The 21,886-nt window shown below is 69.3% G+C and carries 20 protein-coding genes; 10 read left to right on the top strand and 10 right to left on the bottom strand.

Annotation, left to right across the window (positions count from 1 at the left end; all coding sequences use genetic code 11):
• Positions 1-22: 22 nt before the first annotated feature.
• Together SPF06_RS09520 and SPF06_RS09515 are read right to left on the bottom strand one after the other, a co-directional pair.
• Complete coding sequence (locus SPF06_RS09520) at positions 23-826, bottom strand: hypothetical protein (protein WP_323278811.1); 804 nt, start codon at positions 824-826, stop codon at positions 23-25.
• Positions 823-1,890, bottom strand: a complete 1,068-nt coding sequence (locus SPF06_RS09515) for a Gfo/Idh/MocA family protein (protein WP_323278810.1) — start codon at positions 1,888-1,890, stop codon at positions 823-825. Before SPF06_RS09515 ends, SPF06_RS09520 begins: the two co-directional genes overlap by 4 nt.
• Before the next feature lie 214 nt (positions 1,891-2,104).
• Here SPF06_RS09515 and SPF06_RS09510 point away from each other — a divergent pair, with 214 nt between their 5' ends.
• Positions 2,105-3,346, top strand: a complete 1,242-nt coding sequence (locus SPF06_RS09510) for an ROK family transcriptional regulator (protein ID WP_323278809.1) — start codon at positions 2,105-2,107, stop codon at positions 3,344-3,346.
• 72 nt (positions 3,347-3,418) lie between these two features.
• Here the strand turns inward: SPF06_RS09510 and SPF06_RS09505 are convergent, their stop codons facing one another.
• Together SPF06_RS09505 and SPF06_RS09500 are read right to left on the bottom strand one after the other, a co-directional pair.
• The gene (locus SPF06_RS09505) at positions 3,419-4,057 is read right to left on the bottom strand and encodes a nucleoside/nucleotide kinase family protein (RefSeq protein ID WP_323278808.1); all 639 of its coding nucleotides are present in this window, start codon (positions 4,055-4,057) and stop codon (positions 3,419-3,421) included.
• Between the two features lie 126 nt (positions 4,058-4,183).
• Positions 4,184-4,825 carry an SAM-dependent methyltransferase gene (locus SPF06_RS09500; protein ID WP_323278807.1) on the bottom strand — a complete coding sequence of 214 codons (642 nt, stop codon included), beginning with the start codon at positions 4,823-4,825 and terminating at the stop codon, positions 4,184-4,186.
• Between the two features lie 102 nt (positions 4,826-4,927).
• Here SPF06_RS09500 and SPF06_RS09495 point away from each other — a divergent pair, with 102 nt between their 5' ends.
• The 5 genes from SPF06_RS09495 to SPF06_RS09475 all read left to right on the top strand — a co-directional run bounded on the left by SPF06_RS09495 (position 4,928) and on the right by SPF06_RS09475 (position 9,507).
• Complete coding sequence (locus SPF06_RS09495; RefSeq protein ID WP_307966276.1) at positions 4,928-5,116, top strand: DUF1918 domain-containing protein; 189 nt, start codon at positions 4,928-4,930, stop codon at positions 5,114-5,116.
• Positions 5,117-5,118: 2 nt separating this feature from the next.
• On the top strand, positions 5,119-6,210 hold the full coding sequence (locus tag SPF06_RS09490; protein ID WP_323278806.1) for a baeRF2 domain-containing protein: 1,092 nt from the start codon (positions 5,119-5,121) through the stop codon (positions 6,208-6,210).
• An 11-nt stretch (positions 6,211-6,221) separates the two neighbouring features.
• The gene (locus SPF06_RS09485) at positions 6,222-7,190 is read left to right on the top strand and encodes an aldo/keto reductase (RefSeq protein WP_323278805.1); all 969 of its coding nucleotides are present in this window, start codon (positions 6,222-6,224) and stop codon (positions 7,188-7,190) included.
• Positions 7,191-7,301: 111 nt separating this feature from the next.
• Positions 7,302-7,946 (top strand): hypothetical protein, encoded by a 645-nt coding sequence (locus SPF06_RS09480; RefSeq protein ID WP_323278804.1) that lies wholly within the window; start codon positions 7,302-7,304, stop codon positions 7,944-7,946.
• Between the two features lie 307 nt (positions 7,947-8,253).
• Complete coding sequence (locus tag SPF06_RS09475) at positions 8,254-9,507, top strand: helix-turn-helix domain-containing protein (protein WP_323278803.1); 1,254 nt, start codon at positions 8,254-8,256, stop codon at positions 9,505-9,507.
• 102 nt (positions 9,508-9,609) lie between these two features.
• On the opposite strand, the gene SPF06_RS09470 is transcribed toward SPF06_RS09475, so the two are convergent.
• Positions 9,610-10,353, bottom strand: a complete 744-nt coding sequence (locus tag SPF06_RS09470; protein WP_323278802.1) for a DsbA family oxidoreductase — start codon at positions 10,351-10,353, stop codon at positions 9,610-9,612.
• 74 nt (positions 10,354-10,427) lie between these two features.
• Here SPF06_RS09470 and SPF06_RS09465 point away from each other — a divergent pair, with 74 nt between their 5' ends.
• A complete protein-coding gene (locus SPF06_RS09465; protein WP_323278801.1) occupies positions 10,428-11,567 on the top strand; it encodes an acyl-CoA dehydrogenase family protein in 1,140 nt (379 codons plus the stop codon).
• 142 nt (positions 11,568-11,709) lie between these two features.
• On the opposite strand, the gene aceB is transcribed toward SPF06_RS09465, so the two are convergent.
• A complete protein-coding gene (aceB, locus tag SPF06_RS09460) occupies positions 11,710-13,395 on the bottom strand; it encodes a malate synthase A (RefSeq protein ID WP_323278800.1) in 1,686 nt (561 codons plus the stop codon).
• Between the two features lie 28 nt (positions 13,396-13,423).
• A complete protein-coding gene (gene aceA, locus SPF06_RS09455) occupies positions 13,424-14,725 on the bottom strand; it encodes an isocitrate lyase (RefSeq protein WP_323278799.1) in 1,302 nt (433 codons plus the stop codon).
• A gap of 101 nt (positions 14,726-14,826) precedes the next feature.
• Here aceA and SPF06_RS09450 point away from each other — a divergent pair, with 101 nt between their 5' ends.
• Positions 14,827-16,359, top strand: a complete 1,533-nt coding sequence (locus SPF06_RS09450) for a helix-turn-helix domain-containing protein (protein ID WP_323278798.1) — start codon at positions 14,827-14,829, stop codon at positions 16,357-16,359.
• An 8-nt stretch (positions 16,360-16,367) separates the two neighbouring features.
• On the opposite strand, the gene SPF06_RS09445 is transcribed toward SPF06_RS09450, so the two are convergent.
• Both SPF06_RS09445 and SPF06_RS09440 read right to left on the bottom strand, forming a co-directional pair.
• Positions 16,368-17,024, bottom strand: a complete 657-nt coding sequence (locus SPF06_RS09445; RefSeq protein ID WP_323278797.1) for a CGNR zinc finger domain-containing protein — start codon at positions 17,022-17,024, stop codon at positions 16,368-16,370.
• A 147-nt stretch (positions 17,025-17,171) separates the two neighbouring features.
• The gene (locus SPF06_RS09440; RefSeq protein WP_323278796.1) at positions 17,172-18,416 is read right to left on the bottom strand and encodes a beta-ketoacyl-[acyl-carrier-protein] synthase family protein; all 1,245 of its coding nucleotides are present in this window, start codon (positions 18,414-18,416) and stop codon (positions 17,172-17,174) included.
• A 65-nt stretch (positions 18,417-18,481) separates the two neighbouring features.
• Between SPF06_RS09440 and SPF06_RS09435 the strand changes: the two genes are divergently transcribed.
• Entirely contained in the window at positions 18,482-19,081 is a 600-nt protein-coding gene (locus SPF06_RS09435) for a TetR/AcrR family transcriptional regulator (protein WP_323278795.1), read from the top strand.
• Between the two features lie 165 nt (positions 19,082-19,246).
• Positions 19,247-20,608 (top strand): MFS transporter, encoded by a 1,362-nt coding sequence (locus tag SPF06_RS09430; protein WP_323278989.1) that lies wholly within the window; start codon positions 19,247-19,249, stop codon positions 20,606-20,608.
• On the opposite strand, the gene tgt is transcribed toward SPF06_RS09430, so the two are convergent.
• Positions 20,581-21,864 carry a tRNA guanosine(34) transglycosylase Tgt gene (tgt, locus tag SPF06_RS09425; protein ID WP_323278794.1) on the bottom strand — a complete coding sequence of 428 codons (1,284 nt, stop codon included), beginning with the start codon at positions 21,862-21,864 and terminating at the stop codon, positions 20,581-20,583. The two genes, SPF06_RS09430 and tgt, sit on opposite strands and share 28 nt — an antisense overlap.
• Between the last annotated feature and the right edge of the window lie 22 nt (positions 21,865-21,886).

Here is a 21,886-nt window from a genome sequence, read left to right as displayed (position 1 = left end):
AACGGTGATGGAGCGGTCTGACTCAGCCCAAGCGGGCGGGTATCAGGTGGATGATGCGGTGGAGCTCGGCGACGTCGGCGGAGAGGGTGCCTCCGGCGGCGATCGCGACTGCCCGCCGCCAGCTTGCGCGGCGGGACGTTTCCCAGAGGGTCGGGAGGAGGCGTTCGCCATCCCGCCCGATGATCCGGACTTCCGCTGGGGCGGCCGTCTCCGGACTGGGCACGACGGCGGTGAGCCCGCCGTCGTCGGTCAGGATCCGCAGCCGCAGGCTTGCGGGTGCGGCGTTCGTGACGAGAAGTGAGAGGGCGAGCGGGGCTCCCGAGCGGGCTTCCCCGGCGAGGTGCCAGCTGCTCGCGCTCCGGTGCAGCGAACGCACGGATGCGGGTTCGCCGGCCACGCGGCCGACCGCGACGAGCGCGTCGAGCAGTGCGGCGTCGAGGTCCGTGCCGGGCGGCACCCGCACGACGGCCTCGGCGAGGCGGGCGCGTTCGCGCGGGTGGGTGCCGGTGCCGTCGAGGAGGGCTGCGGCGGCGAGGACGCCGGGGTTGGCGGCGAAGTCCCACGCGAGCACGACGCGCGCCGCATGATCCCCGTCGAGCCGCGCGGCGTCGTCGCCCGCGGTCTCATCGAGCGAAGGCGAGCCGACGACGACGGCGAGCGCCCCGCCGTCGGCTGCTTCCCGGGCGCGCTGTTCCCACCCGGACGAGCCCTCGACGGCGACGAGCTGCGGTGCGCGGTCACCCGTCGGTCCAAGGGAAAGCGGCAGCGACGCGGCGATCTCCGCGAGGCCTTCCGCCTGGCTCGGGTCCACTGTGTACGCGGTCATGCGGCTACCCCCAGAACGCGCGAACGGGCGCCGTCGACGATCGCGAGGGCGAAGCGGAGGTCGTCGATGAGCGTGGCGGCGTCCGGGGCGTCATCGGTTCCACGGACGATCCCGGCGATGCGCCGCCATTCGCCCTCGTAGCCGTTGTGCCCGAACGGGCCTGCGACGCTCGTGGCACCCGAGGCCGTGAACTCCGCGATCGCGCTGCCCGCCTGCACGTACGACGGCGTGAAGGTCACCGTGAGCTGGGAGTCCGGGCCGATAGCCTCGAACGTCCACTCGGGTTTCCAGGTCGCGTTCATCGCGGCAGTCAGCTCGATCGTGCGTCCGCCCGTGCGAAGGAGGAAGACGTAGCCGAACGGCTCGACAACCTCTGCGCGCAGCATCTCAAGGTCGTCGAAGCGCGGCACGAACCTGCGCACGAGCGGGAGATCGTGGATTGCGAGGCCGAGGATGCCGCCCTCGAGCGTCGCGGCGACAACGGCGGGATCGCTGAAATCTGGCTTCGGGAAGCTCGGCCGCGCGATGACCTCCGTGGCGAAGTCTTCGAACCGCGCGTTCGGCGGCAGCACGATCGAGGAACGCAGCGTGTGCGCGGTCTCGGGCAGGGACCCCATGAGCCGCTCGGCAGCGAGCCAGCCCGGATCGAAGGTGTGCATCGCGCCCACGATGATCGGCACGCCCGTCTCGGCGGAGACAGCAGCGATCTCGGTGGCCTCTTCGCCCGAGACCGCTAACGGCTTCTCGCACAGGACGGCTTTCTTGCCTGCCCGGCATGCGGCGATGACCTGCGACGCATGGAACTTGTGGGGGCTGCAGATCGCGACGACGTCGACGCGCGGGTCGGCGAGCAGTTCCTCGAGGGAGGTCGAGTGGCGGGCATCCACGCGACGGGCGACCTCCGCGGCGACGTCGCCATCGACGTCCATGACATGCGCGACGTCGAAGAGATCCGTGAGCCGGGCGAGGCTCGGAAGGTGGATGGCCTGCGTCACGGGGCCCGCGCCGAGGAAGCCGACGCCGATGATCGACGAGCGCTCCTCGGCGTGACTCGTGGGGGGCATCGTTGCTCCTTCGGGTGGGCGGGCGGGCTTGGACGTCGGTGGGTTCTGTGGCGCGGGGTGGTCTGTGGCTCGGTCGGGGTCATTCGCGCTCGATGTGAGCTGTTTCACTAGGAGCGTAGAGGGACTTTTGACGAGAAGCAAGCAAAAGTTGCTAACTTCGTGCTTGGCTTTTGATCTATGGATTCGATTAAGCCCGTGTGGGAGACTTTCGTGCATGGCAGATGACCCACGTGCGGCGGCTCGAGCCGCCGTCGAGGCCGCCCCCGGCGAGCCCGTATCTGCCGCCGTCTCGCGGGCCGGAGACCTCTTCCAGCTCCTGCGCGACGGGAAGCCCTGGACCCGCGCCCAGCTCGCCGTCACGACCGGGCTCGCGCGCTCGACCGTGGCCGGGAAAGTCGACCTGCTCCTCAACTCTGGCCTCGTCGTCTCGGTCGGCGAGGCCGCATCGAGCGGTGGACGCCCGCCGTCTCGCTTCGCCTTCCACGCCCAAGCGCGCACGGTCCTCGCAGCCGACGTCGGGGCGAGCCACGTGCGCGTCGCCCTGACCGACCTCAACGGCGACGTCCTCGCGGAGGAGCGCGCGGGCCTGCCGGTCACGGCCGGGCCCGAGGCGGTGCTCAGCCACGTCGTCGCCGCGGGAAAGCGGCTCCTCGCCGAGGCACACCGGCCGGACAGGCTGCTCGCGGGGGTTGGCATCGGCCTCCCCGGGCCCGTCGAACACGCGACAGGGCGTCCCGTGAAGCCCCCGATCATGCCCGGCTGGGACGGCTTCGACGTCGTAGGCTTCGTCCAGCGCTCGCTTCTCGTGCCAGTCCTCGTCGACAACGACGTCAACATCATGGCCCTCGGCGAGCGCGCGGGCTTCTGGCCCGGCGTCGACGATCTCCTCTTCATCAAGGTCGCGACCGGAATCGGGGCCGGGATCATCAGCAGCGGAGAACTTCAGCGCGGTGCCGACGGCACGGCCGGGGACCTGGGCCACGTCCGCGTGGCGCGGGGCGAGGGGATCGTGTGCCGGTGCGGGAACATCGGGTGCCTCGAAGCGCTCGCGTCGGGTGCCGCCGTCGCCCGCTCGCTCGCCGCGAACGGCGTGGCGGCCGGCAGCGGGCGGGACGTCATCGAGCTCGCCTCGCACGGCAACATCTCGGCGATCCAGGCCCTCCGGCAGGCCGGGCGGGACATCGGCGAAGTCCTCGCGACGTGCGTCAATCTCCTCAACCCGAGCGTCATTGTCATCGGGGGCTCCATGGCGGCCGCCGGCGAGCACGTCATGGCGGGCGTCCGCGAGGTCGTCTACCACCGTTCGCCCCCGCTCGCGACGACGAACCTCCGCATCGTCCTTTCCCGCGCGGGGGAGCGGGCCGCCGTCATGGGCGCGAGCCAGCTCGTCTCGCAGCACGTCCTCTCGCCCGCCGGGATCGAGGCCGCGCTCGCGGCGCTCGTCGCGGCGGGGTGAGCGGGGGCTGTCAGACCGCGAGCGTGCAGCAGACGCGAGTGCGCCGCGGCTCCACCCGCGCCAGCTGCTGACTCAGTCGACGTGAATACGGACCACCCTGTCCGCCCTGTGGGACATCGCCTCGATGAGCGCCGCGTTGGCCTCGTCTGTTCCGAGCGCCCACGCCGTCGCGGCCTCGCGGGTCTTGCCGAAAGCGACGTGTCGGTCGATGAGCCGCGTGTGCCGCAGCGGCCGATCGATCTCGAGGAACCAGCACTCCGTGAGACACGCCCGCGCGCGAGGCCATGCCCCGGACTCGGCGAGGAGGTAGTTCCCCTCGGTCACGACGAGCGGGATATCCGGCAGCACGGGGATGCTCCCGGCGATGGGCTCCTCGAGCCCGCGGTCGAAGTGCGGGGCGTAGACGACCTCGCCGGCCTTCTGGGCGAGCAGGCGTTCGAGCAGGCTTGCATACCCGGCGTCGTCGAACGTTTCGATCGCGCCCTTGACGTGCCGCAGCCCGCGCGCGAGCAGGACGCTGTTCGCGAGGTGGAAGCCGTCCATGGGCACGAGGACCGCTCGCCCCGGCCCGAGCTCGCTCACGATGCGCTCGCCGAGCGTGGACTTGCCAGCCCCAGGGGCGCCCGTGATGCCGAGGATCGACCGCTTGCCCCGCGACGCGAGCGCGCCGGCGAGCGCGACGAGTTCGTTCTCTCTCATGACGCTGTCCATTCTTCTCTTCAGGAGCTGTGCCGCTTCCCCGCTATTGTGCCGCGGGCAGCGGCCCATTAGCGGTGAAGCGGCACTCAAGAGGGCGAGCGGCACAGGTCCGTAGTCGGCCCGTCGTGGGGCTTCGCCTCACACCCGCCGCGCCTTGAGCACCGCGTCCGTGAGGACCACCCGCTCCCCCTCCGGCCCCACGGCCTCCCGGCCCTCCGCCGTCGTCGCCTCGATGGACCACTCGTCCGCCCGCAGCCCGAGCGAGACCGCGAGCTCCTCCGCCGTCGGCAGCTCGGCGCCCTCTCCGTGGGCCTCCTCGTTGCTGTGCCACGGCGGGAAGGCGGCATGCCCGACGACGAACAGGAGGCCGCCGGGCGCCACCGCGGCGGCCGCCGAGCGGAGGATCCGTGCGCGCGGGAGCTCGACGGGCGAATGCAGGAACTGGGCGGACACGAGCTCATATTCGGCCTCGGGGTCCCACTCGGCGAGGTCCCGGTGGAGCCACGTCACGCGGTCGGCGACACCGGCATCTTCCGCGTGCTGCGCGGCGCGGCCGAGGGCGACGGCGGAGATGTCGATGCCCGTGACTGTCCACCCGCGCTGGGCGAGCCAGATCGCGTCCGCCCCCTCGCCGCACCCGAGCTCGAGCGCGCGGCCGGGAGCGAGCGCTCCGACCTCTCGCACGAGCGAGGCATTCGGCTTGCCGCTCCACACCCGCTCTCGCTCGCGGTAGAAACCGTCCCAGAACTCGGACGGCCGAGGCTTGTTCTCGCTGTCCATGAAGCACTCCTCTCGACGGCGGACGCCCCCGCGCAAGGGCTGCTTCGGCCCTTCCCCGGGGAGTCGCGGCTACGTAGTCTCAAGGCTAGGAGGTGATCCGCCATGAACGCAGTGCAGGGAGACCGGATCGTCATCCGGGGCCGGACTGTCGAGTCCCAGGACCGGCACGGTGAGATCCTCGAAGTCAAGGGAGCCAACGGCGATCCGCCCTACCTCGTCCGCTTCGACGATGGCCACGAATCCGTGGTCTTCCCGGGCGGCGACTTCGTCGTGGAGAAAGCAGGCAGCTGATCGTGCGGGCGCTCGCAGACCTTGCGGAACTGCTGCGCGATCCCGGCCCGTGGTGCACCGTCCACGCGGAAGTGAGCACGGGGACGGTCACGGCCCTCGAGGCGACCGATGTGCTCGGCCAGAACGTGTCCCGAGCCCTCGGGCAGGCTGGCGCGAGCCAGGACGACGTCCGCGCGGCCGAGAGGCTTGACTGGCCCGCCGAAGGCATCGGCGGGCCAGTCTCCCGTTTCGTCCTCATCCGGGCGGGGGAGGTCGTGGTCAACGAGCTCGTGCCGGGCATTCCGAGGGCGCTCGTCGCGGAGGCCGGGCCCATCGCGAACCTCATCCCGCTCGCGACGGTGCGGGGCGCCGACGTCGACTATCTCGTCGTCGAGGCCGAGCGGGCCGACGCCGAGATCAGGCGGCACCGCGCTTCGGCCTTCGGGCCCGCGGACCGGCGTGAGCTGCACGGGGAGACGGACACGCTCACGAAGGTGCCGCTCGGCGGCTACTCGCAGGGCAAGTACCAGCACCGCACCGAGGAGATCTGGCGCCGCAACGGCGCCGAGGTTGCGGCCGAGGTGAACCGGCTTGTCGAGGACGGCGGAGTGCAGCTCGTGGTCCTCGCGGGGGACGAGCGCGCGCGGCTCAAGGTGCAGGACGCGCTGAGCGAACGTGCGGCGGGGCTCGTCCAGACCGTGGGCATCAATGCAGTCGCGGGCGCGGACCGGGCGCGCTTCGAGCAAGAAGTGGACGCCCTCGTCGCCGGTGTCGCGGCGCGGCGGCAGCGGGAGACACTCGAACGGCTCGTCGCCGGCCTCGGCAGCTACGCCGCGGGCGGGTGGGCCGAGACGGTGCGCGCGCTGCAAGAGGCGCGGGTCGAGACGCTTCTCCTGAGCCCCGAGGCCGCCGAGGGGCGGACGCTGCTCGCGCTCGACGCCGAGCCGTGGGTCGCGCAGGACGAGTCCGAATCGCTTGGCGTACCCGTGCTCGGTCCCGCGGCGGCGGCCCCAGCGCTCCTGCGGGCGGCCGTCCTCACGCGCGCGGACACCGTCCTGTTCCCGCTCGGGGCGCTCGACGGCGGCGAGGCGGCGGCCGCGCTCCTGCGCTGGTAACGTTCGGAACTGTGCAGTACACGCGACTCGGACGAACCGGCCTCGAAGTCTCGCGCCTCGCCGTAGGCTGCATGAGCTTCGGCGACCCGCAGCGGGGCAATCACCCCTGGAGCCTCCCGGAGGAGGAGAGCCGCCCGCTCATCAAACAGGCGATCGAGGGGGGCATCAACTTCTTCGACACCGCGAATGTCTACTCGGACGGCACGAGCGAGGAGATCGTCGGCCGTGCGCTCAAGGACTTCGCAGACCGCGACTGGGTGGTGCTCGCGACGAAGGTCCACGGCCGCATGCACGAGGGCCCGAACGGCGGCGGCCTCTCCCGCAAGGCGATCATGACCGAGATCGACGCGAGCCTCCGCCGCCTAGGCACCGACTACGTGGACCTCTACCAGATCCACCGCTGGGACCCGCACACGCCGATCGAGGAGACGCTCGAGGCCCTGCATGACGTCGTCAAGGCCGGCAAGGCGCGGTACATCGGCGCGTCGTCGATGTGGGCGTGGCAGTTCTCGAAGGCGCAGCACCTCGCGCGGGCGAACGGCTGGACTCCGTTCGTCTCGATGCAGGATCACTACAACCTCCTCAATCGCGAGGAAGAGCGCGAGATGTACCCGCTGTGCGCGGACGAGGGTGTCGGCGTCATTCCGTGGAGCCCTTTGGCGCGCGGCCGCCTGACGCGAGACTGGGGGACGACGACGGCGCGCACCGAGGGCGACGCGTTCGGCCGCGCGCTCTACCACGAGAGCGACAAGGCGATCGTCGACGCCGTCGGCCGGGTCGCCGAGCGCCGCGGTGTCCCGCGCGCTCAGGTGGCGCTGGCCTGGGTGCTGCGGAACCCCGTCGTGACGGCACCGATCGTCGGGGCCACGAAGGCCTCGCACCTCGAGGACGCCGTCGCGGCGCTCGGCCTGACTCTCGACGACGCCGAGGCCGCCGAGCTCGAGGACGCGTACACACCGCGGGAGCCAGCCGGATTCTGACAAGCTTGTAAACTTTGTGACAACTTAATTTTTCCCCCTTTCCGATGCCAGTTAAGTCGGCTAGGTTGATCCTGCCTGGGCTTCCTGTCATCGCCTGAAATGGGGACAAGCATGTTGAAGAAGTCTTTTGCCATCCTGACCATCGCCGTCGTCGCCCTCTTGGGGGTGCAGCCCTCGGCCGCCAGCGCCGCCGGACCTCTGCCAATCGCCGACCGCGGGCAGGACGATGGCCATGGGCAGGGCGGAGACCGTGGGCGCGGCGAGGACCACGGCCACGGCGGCTATGTCCCGCACGGCAGCATCACGATCAGCGGACTGCCGATTCCGGGCGGCACGATCATCATCATCTTCGGTCCCAGCTCATTCCGTCCCGGCGAGCAGGTGACGATCACGGTTGGCGATCGGACTGTGGGAGGGGGCCACCACGTGACGCTTGGCGCCGTGATGGCCGATGTCGCGAGCACCGAGAAGCAGGCCGCCGACGACGGTTCGCTGAACGTCACGATGAAACTTCCCTCCGACGCCGCCGGCACCCAGGAGGTCACGGCGACCGGAGTCAGTTCCGGCAACGTCGGCACCGCGGCGACCACCGTCGTGCCGCCGGATTCGGCAGCGAACGCTGTCCCAGCCAGCTTGACCACGGCCACGGCCACGCTGCCGCTCCTCCTGATCTGGGTCGGCACTGGTGCGCTCGCGCTCGCCGTCGCGGCCGTGGGAACGCTCGCCTTTGTCCGTCGGCAGCGGCAGGCGGCCTGACGCGACGTCCTCAGCGCGGCTCAGCCGCTGACATCAGCATCCGTCGGGGCCGCAGGCCTGGCCGTTGAGTTCATCCTCGGCCTGGCCTGTGGCCCTCGCCGCGACCGACGGCGCCGCTCACCTCGCTCTCGCAGGCTCCCCGCGCGGAGAGGTCGCGCAGCGGACGCGAGTCCGGATCTGGCATGCGCGATATGGTGTCGTCTAACGTGGACGACACCGCAGTGCAGCTATGCGGTCCCGACCGCGCGCGGCGGGCAGGAAGACGTCGGATCGTCCAGTGGTGCGGGCCAATCTGCGGGGAGGGAGCATGGGGGTCTTCTTCGGCAGCTGGCTACGTGCCGAGCGCCTTGCGCGGGGGCTCACCGAGGAGAGCCTCGGCGGCGGCGACTACGCGCCAAGCTACATTGCCCTTCTTGAATCGGGACGCCGTGAACCGACCGCGGAGATCATCGACGCGCTGGCCCGCCGCCTGGGCATCGCACCCGGGGCTGCCGGGGCGGCGGAGGATGGCTCGCCGGACCAGCACGGAGCGCAGGTGCTCGCCGCCCTCCACGCGAGGCAGGCGTGGGACATGCACGACTATGCGGAGGCCGCCGACTACGCAGCCGCGGCCGCACGATTGGCCCTCGAAGGCAAGGATCACAGTGCCTGGTGGACGATGACCTTCCTCCAAGCCGAATGCCTCTTCAAGGAAGGGCTGAACGCCGAGTGCCGCCCCATCCTCGAAAGGCTCTTGGAGCATTCGGCGGCGCCGCCCTCCGACGATCTGGCCGTGCGCGCGCGCCGGATGCTCGCCATGGTGTGCCACCGGCTCGGGGAGCTCAGCGACGCCGTCCGTCACGCCCGCGAGGCCGTCCGCCTGGCGGCCACGCTGCCGGGAGGCGCGTCGATCCACGTCGACGCCCTTCGCGCCCTGATCGGTGCGCTTGCCGATGCCGGGCGCGTCGATGAGGCATGGGAGTGCTGCGGCGCCCTCGGCGTCCTCGTCGAGGAAGCGGCGATGAGCCATCTCTCAGGCGAGGTCGAATGGGTGATCGGCAACGTCGCCTTCATGCGCGGCGACTACGAGCAGGGAATCGAACATCACGAGCGCGCCGCGAAGCTGCTCTCGCCGGCCAATGACATGGCGATGTGGGCGCGGTTCAACAAGGCCACCGCGTCGGTGCGGCTCTCGGGCGGCATCGTGGAGCCCGAGACGCTCGTGGCAATAGAGCGCACCGAACTCGCGTTCTCGATCGCCGGCGGCTCGCGGGCCGAACTGCTCGAAGTCGCCTTCCTCCGGGCCCGCTGGCTCTATCTCAGCGGTCACGCGTCGGAAGCCGCCGAGCGGCTCGAGGAGATCTACGCCGAGAAAGACCTCCTGAGCCACGACGCCGCCGGCGACGTCGCGCTGTGCTGGGGCCGCGCCCTCAACGCCCTGGGCCGCGAGGAGCAAGCCCTTGAACTCCTGCACGAAGCCGCCGAGCATTTCAGCACCGCGGGCGCGCCCGAGAAGGTTGAGCAGACCGCGGACGCCTTGCTCGAAATCCGACTCGCCCGGGGGAGCGGCGGGGCCTCATGAGCTGCCGCCGTTGACGAGCGGGCAGCAGGCGCCGAATGAGCTGCCGCCCTTGACGAGGGGGCAGCAGAGCGGCAGCGTTTCAGGTGCCGGACGGCGTGGGCGTCAGCAGCCGTCGGGGCCGCACACCTCTCCGGTGAGGTCGCCGTCGTCGTCTGCCGGGTGGCCATCCGCGCCCACCATGACGAGCGGATTCGACTCGCGCCACGCCGTCTCAAGCGCCCGCGCGAACAGCTCAGCCGACTGCGCGCCGGAGACGCCGTACTTGTCGTCGATCACGAAGAACGGCACGCCCTGGATGCCGAGCATCTTGGCCTGGCGGATGTCCGCGCGCACCGCGTCGCGGTAGGTCCCGGCGTCGAGCGCTTCGGTGATCTGCGCTTCGGCGAGCCCGGCCGCCGTCCCGACCGCGAGCAGAACCTCGCGGCTCCCGATGTCGAGACCGCGCTCGAAGTGAGCCGAAAGCAGCGCCTCCTTGACGGCGTCGGCTGTGCTGTTCCCTGCCGTGCCGGCGTCGGCAGCCTTGGCGAGGTGGATGAGCTCGTGGCCTGGGAAGGAATTGGCGACGACGACGCTGCCGAAGTCATATGCGAGGCCTTCGCCGGCGGCGACCTGGGCAACGTGGTCGAACATCTGCGAGACCTGGTCCGGCCGCATGCCCTTGCGCTTGCTGAGGTAGTCGAGCTCGGTGCCGTCGTAGTGCTCGGGGAGGCTCGGATCGAGCTGGAAGCTGTGCCACGTGACCGTCACCTGGTCCTTGTGGGGGAAGTCCGCGAGGGCCTTCTCGAAGCGGCGCTTCCCGATGTAGCACCACGGGCAGGCGATATCGGACCAGATGTCGATGTTCATAAAAGCTTCAAGTTCTTGGCGCCCCGCCGATATTCCCCCTGTTCCTGCAGCCCCTCCCGGGACAGACTGTCAACGTGACGTTCGAACTCACGGAGGACCAGCGGGCCCTCGTTGACACGGTGCGGGATTTCGCGGCGGAGCGGCTGACCCCCCACGCCCTGGCCTGGGACGCCGAGAAGCACTTCCCCGTCGACGTCCTGCGCGAGGCGGGAGAGCTCGGGCTCGGCGGGATGTACGTCTCGGAGGACTACGGCGGCGCCGGGCTCCTGCGGGCCGACTCCGCCCTCATCTTCGAGGAGCTCGGCAAGGCGGATCCGACCATCGCCGCGTACATCTCGATCCACAACATGATCGTGTGGATGGTCGACTCGTTCGGCACCGAGGCCCAGCGCGGGGAATGGGTTCCGCGGCTCGCCTCCATGGAGGCGCTCGGAAGCTATTGCCTCACGGAGCCGGGCGCGGGATCGGACGCTGCAGCGCTCACCTCAAGGGCGACGCTCGACGGCGACCACTACGTCCTCAACGGGGTCAAGCAGTTCATCTCGGGGGCGGGCTATTCGTCGCTGTACATCGTCATGGCGCGCACGGCCGAGGGCGGAAGCCGCGGCATCACGGCGTTCCTTGTCCCGGGGGACGCCCCCGGCCTCTCCTTCGGGAGCAACGAGAAGAAGATGGGCTGGAACGCGCAGCCCACGGGCCAAGTCGTCCTCCGAAACGTCCGCGTTCCGGTTTCGAGCCGCCTCGGGGAGGAGGGCGCGGGGTTCGCCATCGCGATGAAGGGCCTCAACGGCGGGCGCATCAATATCGGCGCGTGCTCGATCGGCGGCGGCCAGGCTGCGCTCGACAAGACGGTCGCGTACCTCAAGGAGCGCACCGCGTTCGGCGGACGCCTCGCCGACAAAGAGGCGCTCCTGTTCGATCTGGCCGATATGGACATGAAGCTCGAGGCCGCGCGCAGCCTCCTCATGCGCGCCGCCGACGCGCTCGACCGGAAGTCCCCGGACGCGGTGCGCCTGTGCGCGATGGCGAAGCGCGTGGCCACGGATGCAGGGTTCGAGGTCGCCAACCTCGCGATTCAGCTCCATGGCGGCTACGGGTACCTGCACGAGTACGGCGTCGAGAAGATCGCGCGGGACCTTCGCGTGCACCAGATCCTCGAGGGCACGAACGAGATCATGCGCCTCATCGTGGGGCGCATGCTCGTAGGGGATTAGGGCGGGTGGGACGTCAAGGGGCCGGACCGCGCAGCACCACTACGCAGTCCGACCCCTCAACTCTGGTCCCGATCGCCGGCCCCCGGCCTTCGGGGCGCGTGTTGCGATTCCGCTGCCGGCGTCGGGAAGCTCTTCCCCGGGGCTACGCCGCGGACATGGCGCGCTCGGGCTCCGGCAGGCCCGCCTCGTACTCGTCCTCCCTGCCCGCCGTCTCGCACAGGTAGCGCGCGTAGGCGGGGAGGGTCAGGAAGGTGGGGAACTCGGGCGCGAGGGCGATTTCCTCGAAGATCTCGTGGGCGTCGCGGAATCGGTCGCCATCGAAGCGCTCGAGCTTCGCGAACTCCTCCTCGAAGAGCTCCTTGACCCACTCGCGCGTGATCACTTCGCCGTGGTCGGTGATCGCGTGCGAGTGGATCCACTGCCAGATCTGCGAGCGGGAGATCTCCGCCGTCGCGGCGTCCTCCATGAGGTTGTGGATCGCGACGGCGCCGCTCCCGCGGAGCCACGCCTCGATGTAGCGGACGCCGACCTCGATGTTGTTGCGGATGCCGGCCTCCGTGATGGTCCCCGCGCACGAGGCGACGTCGATGAGGGCGCGGTCGTCCGGGGTCACGTCCTCGCGGAGGCGGTCGAGCTGGTTGGGCTTCTGGCCGAGCACCGAGTCGAACACCTCGCGGGCCACCGGCACGAGGTCCGGGTGCGCGACCCACGAGCCGTCGAAGCCATCGTTCGCTTCGCGCGTCTTGTCGGCGCGGACCTTCTCGAACGCGATCGCGTTTGCCTCGGGGTCCTTGCGGTTCGGCACGAAGGCGGCCATGCCGCCGATCGCCATCGCGCCGCGCCGGTGGCACGCGCGGACCAGCTGCTCGGTGTACGCGCGCATGAACGGCTGCGTCATGGTCACCTGGCCGCGGTCCGGGAGCACGAAGCGCGGGCCTCGGGTCCGGAAGTTCTTGATGATCGAGAAGATGTAGTCCCAGCGGCCCGCGTTGAGCCCGGCCGCGTGCTCGCGGAGCTCGTAGAGGATCTCCTCCATCTCGAACGCGGCCGTGATGGTCTCGATCAGGACCGTGGCGCGGATGGTGCCCTGAGGGATGCCGAGGAGGTCCTGGGCGAGCACGAAGACGTCGTTCCACAGGCGCGCTTCGAGGTGGCTCTCGACCTTTGGGAGGTAGAAGTACGGGCCCTTGCCCTGCGCGATAAGCCGCTGCGCGTTGTGGTAGAAGAACAGGCCGAAGTCCACGATGCCGCCAGCGATCGGCTTGCCGTCGACGAGCATGTTCTTCTCCGGCAGGTGCCATGCGCGGGGACGGACGACGACGGTCGGCCGCTCCTCGGCGGGGCGGAGCCGGTACTCCTTGCCCTCGGGGGAGACGAAGTCGATGCGATCCGTGAGCGCATCGATGAGGTTGATCTGCCCCTGGATCACGTTGCGCCATGACGGCGTGAGGGAATCCTCGAAATCCGCGAGCCAGACCTTGGCGCCCGAGTTGAGCGCGTTGATGGTCATCTTGCGCTCGACGGGGCCCGTGATCTCGACGCGCCGATCCTCGAGCCCGGGAGCTGGAGGGGCCACGCGCCATGAGGGATCGTTGCGGATGTGAGCGGACTCGGGCAGGAACCGGGGATCCTGGCCCTTGCGGATGGAGGCGCGGCGCTCGTGCCGCGCCTCGAGCAGCTCCTGACGACGGCCGGCGGTGGCCCGGTGCAGCTTGGCGACGAACTCGAGGGCGCCGGACGTGAGGACCTCGTGCTGGCGGGCGAGAGGCTGAGCGGTGAGCGTGATGCCGTTGATGGTGAATCCATCAGAGCGCGAAAAGGTGTTCATGTGAGGTCTCCTGGGTGATCCATGTAGCTCAGTGGAATTGGCCCTCTTCGGTGGATCCCACCAGGGCAAGGGTGCTGGCGTTCGGGTTCAGCGCCGTGGAGACCAGATCGAAGTAGCCGGTGCCCACTTCGCGCTGGTGCTTGGTCGCGGTGTAGCCGCGGTCCTCGGAGGCGAATTCGCGCTCCTGGAGCTCGACGTACGCGCTCATGCCGTTGCGGGCGTAGCCGTGGGCAAGGTCGAACATCGAGTAGTTGAGGGCGTGGAAGCCCGCGAGGGTGATGAACTGGAACTTGAAGCCCATCGCGCCGAGCTCGCGCTGGAACTTCGCAATCGTGGCGTCGTCGAGGTGCTTCTTCCAGTTGAACGACGGCGAACAGTTGTACGCGAGCATCTGGTCCGGGAACTCTGCCTTGACGGCTTCCGCGAACTTCCGCGCGAGGGCGAGGTCCGGCGTGCCGGTCTCCATCCAGATGAGGTCCGAGTACGGCGCGTACGCCTTGGCGCGGGCGATGCAGGGCTCGACGCCGTTGCGCACCTTGTAGAAGCCCTCCGGCGTCCGCACGGGCTTTCCATCCTCGGTGAGGATGAACTCCTGGTCCCGCTCGTCGACGTCGGACGTGATGAGCGTGGCCGCCTCGGCGTCCGTACGAGCGATGATGACGCTCGGCACGCCGGCGACGTCGGCGGCGAGCCGAGCAGCGTTGAGAGTACGGATGTGCTGCTGCGTCGGGATGAGCACCTTGCCGCCGAGATGGCCGCACTTCTTCTCCGAGGCGAGCTGGTCCTCCCAGTGAACGCCCGCGGCGCCCGCCTGGATCATCGACTTCATGAGTTCGTACGCGTTGAGCGGGCCGCCGAAGCCGGCCTCGGCGTCCGCGACGATCGGGACCAGCCAATCCTCGACGGACTGCTTGCCCTCCGAGAACTCGATCTGGTCCGCACGGAGCAGCGCGTTGTTGATTCGACGCACGACGGCGGGGACCGAGTTCGCGGGGTACAGGGACTGGTCGGGGTAGGTATGGCCCGAGAGGTTGGCGTCCGCGGCGACCTGCCAGCCGGAGAGGTAGATGGCCTTGAGGCCGGCCTTGACCTGCTGCACGGCCTGGTTGCCGGTGAGGGCCCCGAGGGCGTTGATGTAGCCGGTGCCGTTCTCGCGGCCCTCCGTCACGGCCTTCCACAGCTTCTCCGCGCCGCGGCGGGCGAGCGTCTGCTCCTCGGTGACGCGACCGCGGAGCTTGACGACGTCCTCGGCAGAATAGTCGCGCGTGATCCCGTCCCAGCGGGGGTCGGCGGACCACTCAAGCTTGAGGGCTTCGGCTGCTGCGTTCATCGTTGTCTCCTTCGACCTGAACCTCATGAACGGGAACTTCTTCGTGACATCAACTTTTCCGTGTCTGCAACCCGGTGGGGAGATGAAAGTGCTGGAAAGAAATGCAGTTCTTCACGTATCCTCAAGAAATGTCGCCTGCGTCTTCCTGGGCCCTGCCCGCCGAGCCGACCGCCGCCGCCCGCCGAGCCGAGAAAGCCCCGGGCGCCGGCGTCGACGTCATCAGCCTTGGCCGCCGCGTCCGCCACCTGCGCAAATCGGCGGGCCTCACCCTTGACGAGCTCGGTGCCGCCGTCGGAGCGGCCGCGAGCCAGCTGAGCCTCATCGAGAACGGCAAGCGCGAGCCCAAGCTCGGCCTGCTCCAGCAGCTCGCCGGCGCGCTGGGGGTGGGCATCGACGCCCTGCTCGGGGCCGAGCCGCCGAGCCGACGGGCGGCCCTCGAGATCGAGCTTGAGCGGTACCAGCGCAGCCCGCTCTACGAGTCCCTCAATCTGCCGAAGATCCGCATCAGCGCCCGCACGCCGCTCGACGTGCTCGAGTCCCAGCTCGGGCTCCTGCGCGAGCTCGAGCGCAAGCTCAACGAGCAGATCGCAACGCCGGAGGAGGCACGCCGCGCGAACGGCGAGCTGCGCCGCATGATGCGCGAGCGGGGCAACTACTTCCCCGAGTACGAGGCGGAGGCGCTGAAGGTGCTCCAGGCGGTCGGCTACGCGGGCGGCCCGCTGAGCCAGCACCTCATCTCCGACATCGCCACCCATCTCGGCTTCACGCTCCACCACGTGGGGGATCTGCCGCATTCGACGCGGTCCGTGACCGATCTGAAGAACCGGCGCATCTATCTCACCCACAATCAGCGCTCTGACCACGACCCCCGCTCGGTGCTCCTGCAGGCGCTCGGCCATTACGTCTTGGGACACGAGACGCCCGGCAGCTACGGCGACTTTCTCTCCCAGCGCGTCGCGACGAACTACTTCGCGGCCGCCCTCCTTCTGCCCGAGCACACGACCGTCGAGTTCCTTCAGCAGGCCAAGGCCCGCAAGGAGATCTCGGTCGAGGATCTCCGCGACGCCTTTGCCGTGAGCTACGAGACCGCCGCGCACCGTTTCACGAACCTCGCGACGCAGCATCTCGGCATCACGACGCACTTCCAGAAGACGCACCAGAGCGGCATCATCTACAAGGCCTACGAGAACGACGGCGTCAACTTCCCCATGGACCACACCGGCGCGATCGAAGGCCAGCCCGCGTGCAAGGCGTGGACGAGCCGCGCCGTGTTCGATGTCCCGGACAAGTTCAGCTCTTACAGCCAGTACACCGACACGATCAACGGCACCTTCTGGTGCACCGCTCGGACTGAGCGGAGCGCGAGCGGCGAGTTCTCCCTGAGCGTCGGCGTGCCGTACCAGCACGTCAAATGGTTCCGCGGGCGAGAGACGACGGCGCGCGCAACCTCCCGCTGCCCCGATCCCGCGTGCTGCCGCCGCCCGCCAGCCGAGCTGAGCCAGCACTGGGCCGGCAGCGCGTGGCCCTCCGCCCGCGCCCACTCCCATCTGCTGGCCGCGATGCCTCCCGGAGCTTTCCCGGGCGTCGACGAGACTGAGGTCTACGCGTTCCTCGAGGCTCACGCGGGGGCCTGAGGCCCCGGCTACGCCGCGGCGCGCTCCCGGCGCTTCCGCACGCGCGCCGCACACAGCTGCGAGCAGAACTGCGCCCTCGCGTTGCGGGAGTGATCGAAGAAGGGGGCTCGGCACCACGGTTCAGCGCAGCGGCGCACTCGCGTCATGAGACCGTCGGCGAGGAGGCCCATCGCGGCAGGGATGAGCTTCGACGCCACGCGGCCAGTGACGTCTTCCCTCGTCGTCTGGACGACGAGGCCTAGTGCCGTGAGAGCAGGCGAAAGCCCATAGTCCAGGGCGGCCTGGGTCAGGCCGTCTCTCGCGCGGTTCAGTCGATGCCCCTGGTCGCGGTCGACGTCGAGGGGACGTCCGAAGTCGTCGAAGAGCGCTTCGCAGAGGATCTCTCGGAGGTGGCTCACCGGCGCGAGATCTGAGCTCATCGGAAGGGGGCAGAAGCACGGGTCAGCAGGGCCTTCGTCCCGGGCGCGATCTCCGCCCGCGTCCGGGGCATAGAGTTCTTCGAGGCTGAGTTCGCGCGGAAGCCGCAGGCCGGCTCGGATGGCGATCTGATCGATTTGATGTGCGCGGTGCAGCCCCTCGAACCCCAAAATGCGCGGCGAGCTTGATGCCAAGTCGAAGAGCGCGTCGATGGGGCAGGCCTCGGAAGTCTCGGTGTCGCGTTCCATGCCACGACGCTCGCATGCTGGTCCGACATTTCCGCGCGTCCGGCCCGCAGCTGCGGGGCAACCGCGTGCGGTGGATGAACAACAGACCGCTTCCCGTTCCGAGGAAACGCGCCCCAAGCCCCGCTTTGCCTCGATCGGCTCGCCGAGCTACGCCGTCGTCCGGCCGTGGCTCGCGGCGACGACGAGGGAGACGTTCTGGCCGCCGAAGCCGAAGGAATTGGTGAGTACAGCCTGCTGAGGGACGTCCCGCCGCTGAGTGGCGACGTCGAGGTCGATGTCTGGATCGACGTCGGCCGCGCTGAGGTTACGGGTCGGCGGAACGACGCCGTGCTTCACGCTGAGGACGGCGATGAGGGCCTCGATCGCCCCGGCAGCCCCGAAGAGATGGCCGAGCGCGGCCTTGGGCGCTGTCACGGTCGCGCTGCCGAAGATCTCCCTGATTGCACGGGCCTCGGCAGCGTCTCCCAGCGGAGTCCCGGTGGCATGGGCATTGATGTGGCTGATCTGGTCGGGGGCGAGCCCAGCCTGCGCGAGCGCTTTCCGCATGGCCGAAATCTGACCGCTGCCATCGGGCGCCGGGGCGGTGATGTGGTGCGCGTCGGCCGCGATGCCGGCTCCCGCGAGCACCGCGTGGACCCGTGCGCCGCGCGCGGCGGCGTGTTCCGCGCTCTCGAGCACCAAGACCGCGGCACCTTCTGCGAGCACGAATCCGCTGCGGTCCGCGGCGAACGGCCGTGACGCTGAGGCCGGCTCGGCGGTGTGCCGCGAGAGCGCCTGGGTCTGCTTGAAGCCCGCGACCGTGATCGGGCTGATCGCAGCCTCCGTTCCGCCAGCGATGACCACGTCCGCCTCGCCGGCGCGGATGAGCCGTGCCCCGAGCGCGATCGCCTCGGCACCGGAGGAGCAGGCCGAGACGGGTGTGTACACGCCGGCGCGCGCACCGTAGGCGATGCTGATCAGCGCGGCAGCGGCGTTCGGCATGAGCATCGGGACGGTTCGCGGCGAGACACGCCGGACACCCGACAGCTCGAGTACGTCGTCCTCCTTCAGCAGGGTCTGTACGCCGCCGATTCCCGTGCCGATCGCGGAGGCGAGCCGCTCCGGGTCGACCTCCGGGGAGCCGGCATCGGCCCAGGCCTCGGCCGCCGCGACGAGTGCGGCCTGCTGCGAGCGGTCCAGGCGCCTGGCCTGCACCGGGGACAGCCGTTCGGCTGGGTCGATGGCCATTGCTCCGGCCACGACATCGGCGAGCCCGCCGTCCTCATGCCCGGGGAGAACCAGGGCCCGGATGCCGGACTCGCCGGCCAGCAGCGACTCCCAGGTCGATCCGACGTCTCCTCCGAGCGGCGTGATCGCGCCAAGTCCTGTCACGACGACGTCATTCCATTGCATGCCCTGACCACCTTTCTTGTATGCCATACAACTATCTAGACTTTTGTATCACATACAATTAGGGCGTGGCTCAGAAGCGAACCGAACCCGCACCCCAGACCTCGGCGCTCGAACGCGGTCGCGCGACCCGGAGGCGACTCATCGAGACCACGGCGCGGCTCGGCAAGGAGCGGCACGGAGCCCAGCTGAGCGTCGCGGAGATCGCCGAGGCCGCGGGCGTCTTCCCCAACCAGATCACCTACTACTTCGGATCCAAGGACTCGCTCCTCGTGCACGCCGCCTTCCTCGGCCTGCTGCACGACACGCGGCGGATCGAGCGGATCGGTCGCCAGGCCCACGACGCAGAGAGCTTCCGACGAAACATCTCCCGGGCGGTCCTTGCCCTGCCCTCGCTCCCAGCGGTGGCGGGAGCGCTCGCGACCGGCATTGCGAGAGCCGAGCTGGCCCCGGTGGTCGACCAGCACCTCCAACTGCTCTTCCGTCAATCCGAGCGCTTCGTGAGCCAGATCGTCGACAGCCGGGGCTGGAGCCTTGGGCGGCCCGTCGACGTCGAAGCCCGGACCTTCTGGAGCGCCGCACTCGGTGCCGCCCTCCTCGCACACGCCGGGGCGCACGGCACTGGCGCCGACCTCGACCTCGCCGGCACGCTGACGATCCACGACTAAGTGCCCGCCTGGGGCGGGGCACTTCAGCGGCAGCGTAACGCCGAGTCGATGCCGACCGGTCGCGTGACCAATATGACCGAAACCCCCGCGGCGCGGGCCACAGCCAGTATCGTGGCCCGCGGCCGGGGCGCAGCGGCGCGCCGCGGCGGAAAGGTCTCGCGCACCATGACGACAACCCTCCCGAGCACGGCCGCCCACACGCGCCGTGCGATCGCGAACACGCTCAAAGGCTCGGCCGGAAACCTCATCGAGTGGTACGACCTCTACGTCTACGCTGCCTTCTCTTCCTACTTCGCGACGTATTTCTTCAACGCCAAAGATCCCGTCCAGGCCCAGATCGACGCCTATCTGACCTTCGCCCTCACGTTCCTCATGCGGCCTGTGGGGAGCTGGTTCTTCGGCCGCTTCGCGGACCGCCGCGGCCGCCGTGCGGCGCTGACCGTCAGCGTGACCCTCATGGGCCTCGGCTCGCTCCTCGTCGCCATCCTCCCCGGAATCGCCCAGATCGGCGTGTGGTCGACCGTCCTGATGTACGGATCCCGCCTCCTCCAGGGCTTCTCCGTGGGCGGCGAATACGGCACGAGCGCGACCTACATGAGCGAGGTCGCGATCGCAAAGCGGCGCGGCTTCTTCTCAAGCTTCCAGTACGTGACCCTCGTCGGCGGCCAGGTCCTCGCGCTGCTCACCCTGGTCCTCCTCCAAGGCGTCTTGAGCGAAGGCGACCTCAAATCGTGGGGCTGGCGCATCCCGTTCGCGGTCGGCGCCGTCGCCTCGCTCGTCGTCCTGTGGCTCCGTCGCTCGATGGACGAGACCATCTCGAAAGACCAGGTCCGCTCGGCCGAGGCCCACACTCACGTCGCCGAGCCCGGGTCGCTCAAGCTCCTCTTCACCAAGCACTGGAAGGCGTTCCTCGTCGTCGTCTTCCTCACGATGGGCGGGACGTGCGCGTTCTACCTCTACACGACCTACATCTTGAGCTTCATGACGAGCGTCTCCCACATCCCGAAGACGCAGACCTCGGTCATCAACTTCTGGGCACTCTTCGTGTTCATGCTCCTCCAGCCCGTGTTCGGCCTTCTGTCGGACAAGATTGGACGCCGGCCCCAGCTCATCGCGTTCGGCGTCCTCGGCGCCGTCTTCACGTGGCCCATCATGTCGACGCTCGCGGGCGTGAAAGACCCCGTGCTGGCCTTCATGCTCATGCTCGCGGGCCTCGTCATCGTCGTGAACTACACGTCGATCAGCGCGCTCGTGAAGGCCGAGCTCTTCCCGTCTTCGGTGCGCGCGCTCGGCGTCGGCCTCGGCTACGCCGTCGCGAACTCCCTCTTCGGCGGAACCGTGCCGTTCATCGGGGAATGGCTCGCGAGCTCGGGGCACAAGGAGTGGCTGTTCACGTACGTGACGATCACGATCGCGCTCTCGCTCGTCGTGTACATCTTCTTCCTCCCCAACAAGAAGAAGACCCCGCTCGACGAGGAGTTCGGCGCGGCGTTCGAGGGTCAGACCGCCGAACGGGACCGGGCGTAGTACCGCCCGAGCGTCTCGGCCTTGAACTCCCAGAAGGTGCCGTCCTCGATGGCGTGCCGCACGTCGTCGACCATCCGCACGACGAAGCGCTCGTTGTGGATCGAGATGAGCGTGTGGGAGAGGAGCTCCTTCGCCTTGTAGAGGTGCCGGATGTACGCGCGGGAGTAGTTCTGGCACGTGTAGCAGTCACACCCGTCCTGGAGGGGCCCCCAATCCCGACGGTATTTTGCGCCCGAGAGGTTGAAGCGGCCCTCGGCCGTGTAGAACGCGGAGTTGCGGGCGACGCGCGTCGGCGAGACACAGTCGAACGTGTCGGCGCCGGCCTCGATCGCGGCGAAGATGTCGTCCGGCTCGGAGATGCCGAGCAGGTGCCGGGGCTTGTCCTCGGGGAGCTCCTCGGAGCACCAGCCCACGATCGTGCCGAGATTCTCCTTCTCGAGCGCCCCGCCGATCCCGAAGCCGTCGAACGGCATGGACGCTAGGTCCCGGCACGCCTTGCGGCGCAGATCCTCGTACTGGGCGCCCTGGATGACGCCGAACAGGGCCTGATACGGCTTGCCCGCACGCTCGTCGGTGAGCCGGAAATGCTCGGCCACGCAGCGCTCGGCCCAGCGGCGCGTGCGTTCGAGCGACTCCTCCTGGTAGCCGCGGGAGTTCTGGAGCGTTGTGAGCTCGTCGAACGCGAACATGATGTCCGCGCCGATCCTGTGCTGGACGTTCATCGAGATCTCGGGGGAGAACCGGTGCCTGTCCCCGTTGAGGTGGCTCGTGAACCACACGCCGTCCTCGTCGATGTGCGCGAGACGCTCCTTGCCAGGGGCGACGGCGTCGTCCTTCCCCGCATGGTCGGAGCCTGCAGCGACGCTCATCTCGATGACCTTCTTGAAGCCCGAGCCGAGGCTCATCACCTGGAACCCGCCTGAGTCCGTGAACGTAGGGCCGGGCCAGTTCATGAACCTCCCGAGCCCGCCCGCCTCGTCGAGGATCTCGGGGCCCGGCTGAAGGTACAGGTGGTACGCGTTCGCGAGGACGGCCTGGGCGCCGAGAGCGCGCACCGACTCGGGGAGTACCGCCTTGACTGTCGCCTTTGTGCCCACGGCGATGAACGCGGGAGTCTGGATCTCTCCGTGCGGAGTCGTGATGGTGCCTGTCCTGCCCAGGGCGGGGACGCCGTCGTCGCTCGCCTTCGAGGCGCCGCTCAAGCGCGTGGTGACACGGAAAGAGAACTCGGATTGGCGAGGATGGTCGGCAGGCACGATACAAGTGTGCCGCACAGTT

Origin of the sequence: Sinomonas terricola, assembly GCF_034931225.1 — a bacterium.
In the GTDB taxonomy this organism is placed as follows: domain Bacteria; phylum Actinomycetota; class Actinomycetes; order Actinomycetales; family Micrococcaceae; genus Sinomonas; species Sinomonas terricola.
The sequence above is the reverse complement of the archived record's forward strand: the minus strand, read 5'-3'. Positions and strand labels throughout refer to the sequence as shown.

Excerpts from the sequence above, each read along its gene's own strand:
- SPF06_RS09520 (WP_323278811.1), bottom strand. The coding sequence starts at position 826 with ATGACCGCGTACACAGTGGACCCGAGCCAGGCGGAAGGCCTCGCGGAG.
- SPF06_RS09515 (WP_323278810.1), bottom strand. The coding sequence starts at position 1,890 with ATGCCCCCCACGAGTCACGCCGAGGAGCGCTCGTCGATCATCGGCGTC.
- SPF06_RS09510 (WP_323278809.1), top strand. The coding sequence starts at position 2,105 with ATGGCAGATGACCCACGTGCGGCGGCTCGAGCCGCCGTCGAGGCCGCC.
- SPF06_RS09505 (WP_323278808.1), bottom strand. The coding sequence starts at position 4,057 with ATGGACAGCGTCATGAGAGAGAACGAACTCGTCGCGCTCGCCGGCGCG.
- SPF06_RS09500 (WP_323278807.1), bottom strand. The coding sequence starts at position 4,825 with ATGGACAGCGAGAACAAGCCTCGGCCGTCCGAGTTCTGGGACGGTTTC.
- SPF06_RS09495 (WP_307966276.1), top strand. The coding sequence starts at position 4,928 with ATGAACGCAGTGCAGGGAGACCGGATCGTCATCCGGGGCCGGACTGTC.
- SPF06_RS09480 (WP_323278804.1), top strand. The coding sequence starts at position 7,302 with ATGTTGAAGAAGTCTTTTGCCATCCTGACCATCGCCGTCGTCGCCCTC.
- SPF06_RS09475 (WP_323278803.1), top strand. The coding sequence starts at position 8,254 with ATGGGGGTCTTCTTCGGCAGCTGGCTACGTGCCGAGCGCCTTGCGCGG.
- SPF06_RS09470 (WP_323278802.1), bottom strand. The coding sequence starts at position 10,353 with ATGAACATCGACATCTGGTCCGATATCGCCTGCCCGTGGTGCTACATC.
- aceB (WP_323278800.1), bottom strand. The coding sequence starts at position 13,395 with ATGAACACCTTTTCGCGCTCTGATGGATTCACCATCAACGGCATCACG.
- aceA (WP_323278799.1), bottom strand. The coding sequence starts at position 14,725 with ATGAACGCAGCAGCCGAAGCCCTCAAGCTTGAGTGGTCCGCCGACCCC.
- SPF06_RS09450 (WP_323278798.1), top strand. The coding sequence starts at position 14,827 with ATGCAGTTCTTCACGTATCCTCAAGAAATGTCGCCTGCGTCTTCCTGG.
- SPF06_RS09445 (WP_323278797.1), bottom strand. The coding sequence starts at position 17,024 with ATGGAACGCGACACCGAGACTTCCGAGGCCTGCCCCATCGACGCGCTC.
- SPF06_RS09440 (WP_323278796.1), bottom strand. The coding sequence starts at position 18,416 with ATGCAATGGAATGACGTCGTCGTGACAGGACTTGGCGCGATCACGCCG.
- SPF06_RS09430 (WP_323278989.1), top strand. The coding sequence starts at position 19,247 with ATGACGACAACCCTCCCGAGCACGGCCGCCCACACGCGCCGTGCGATC.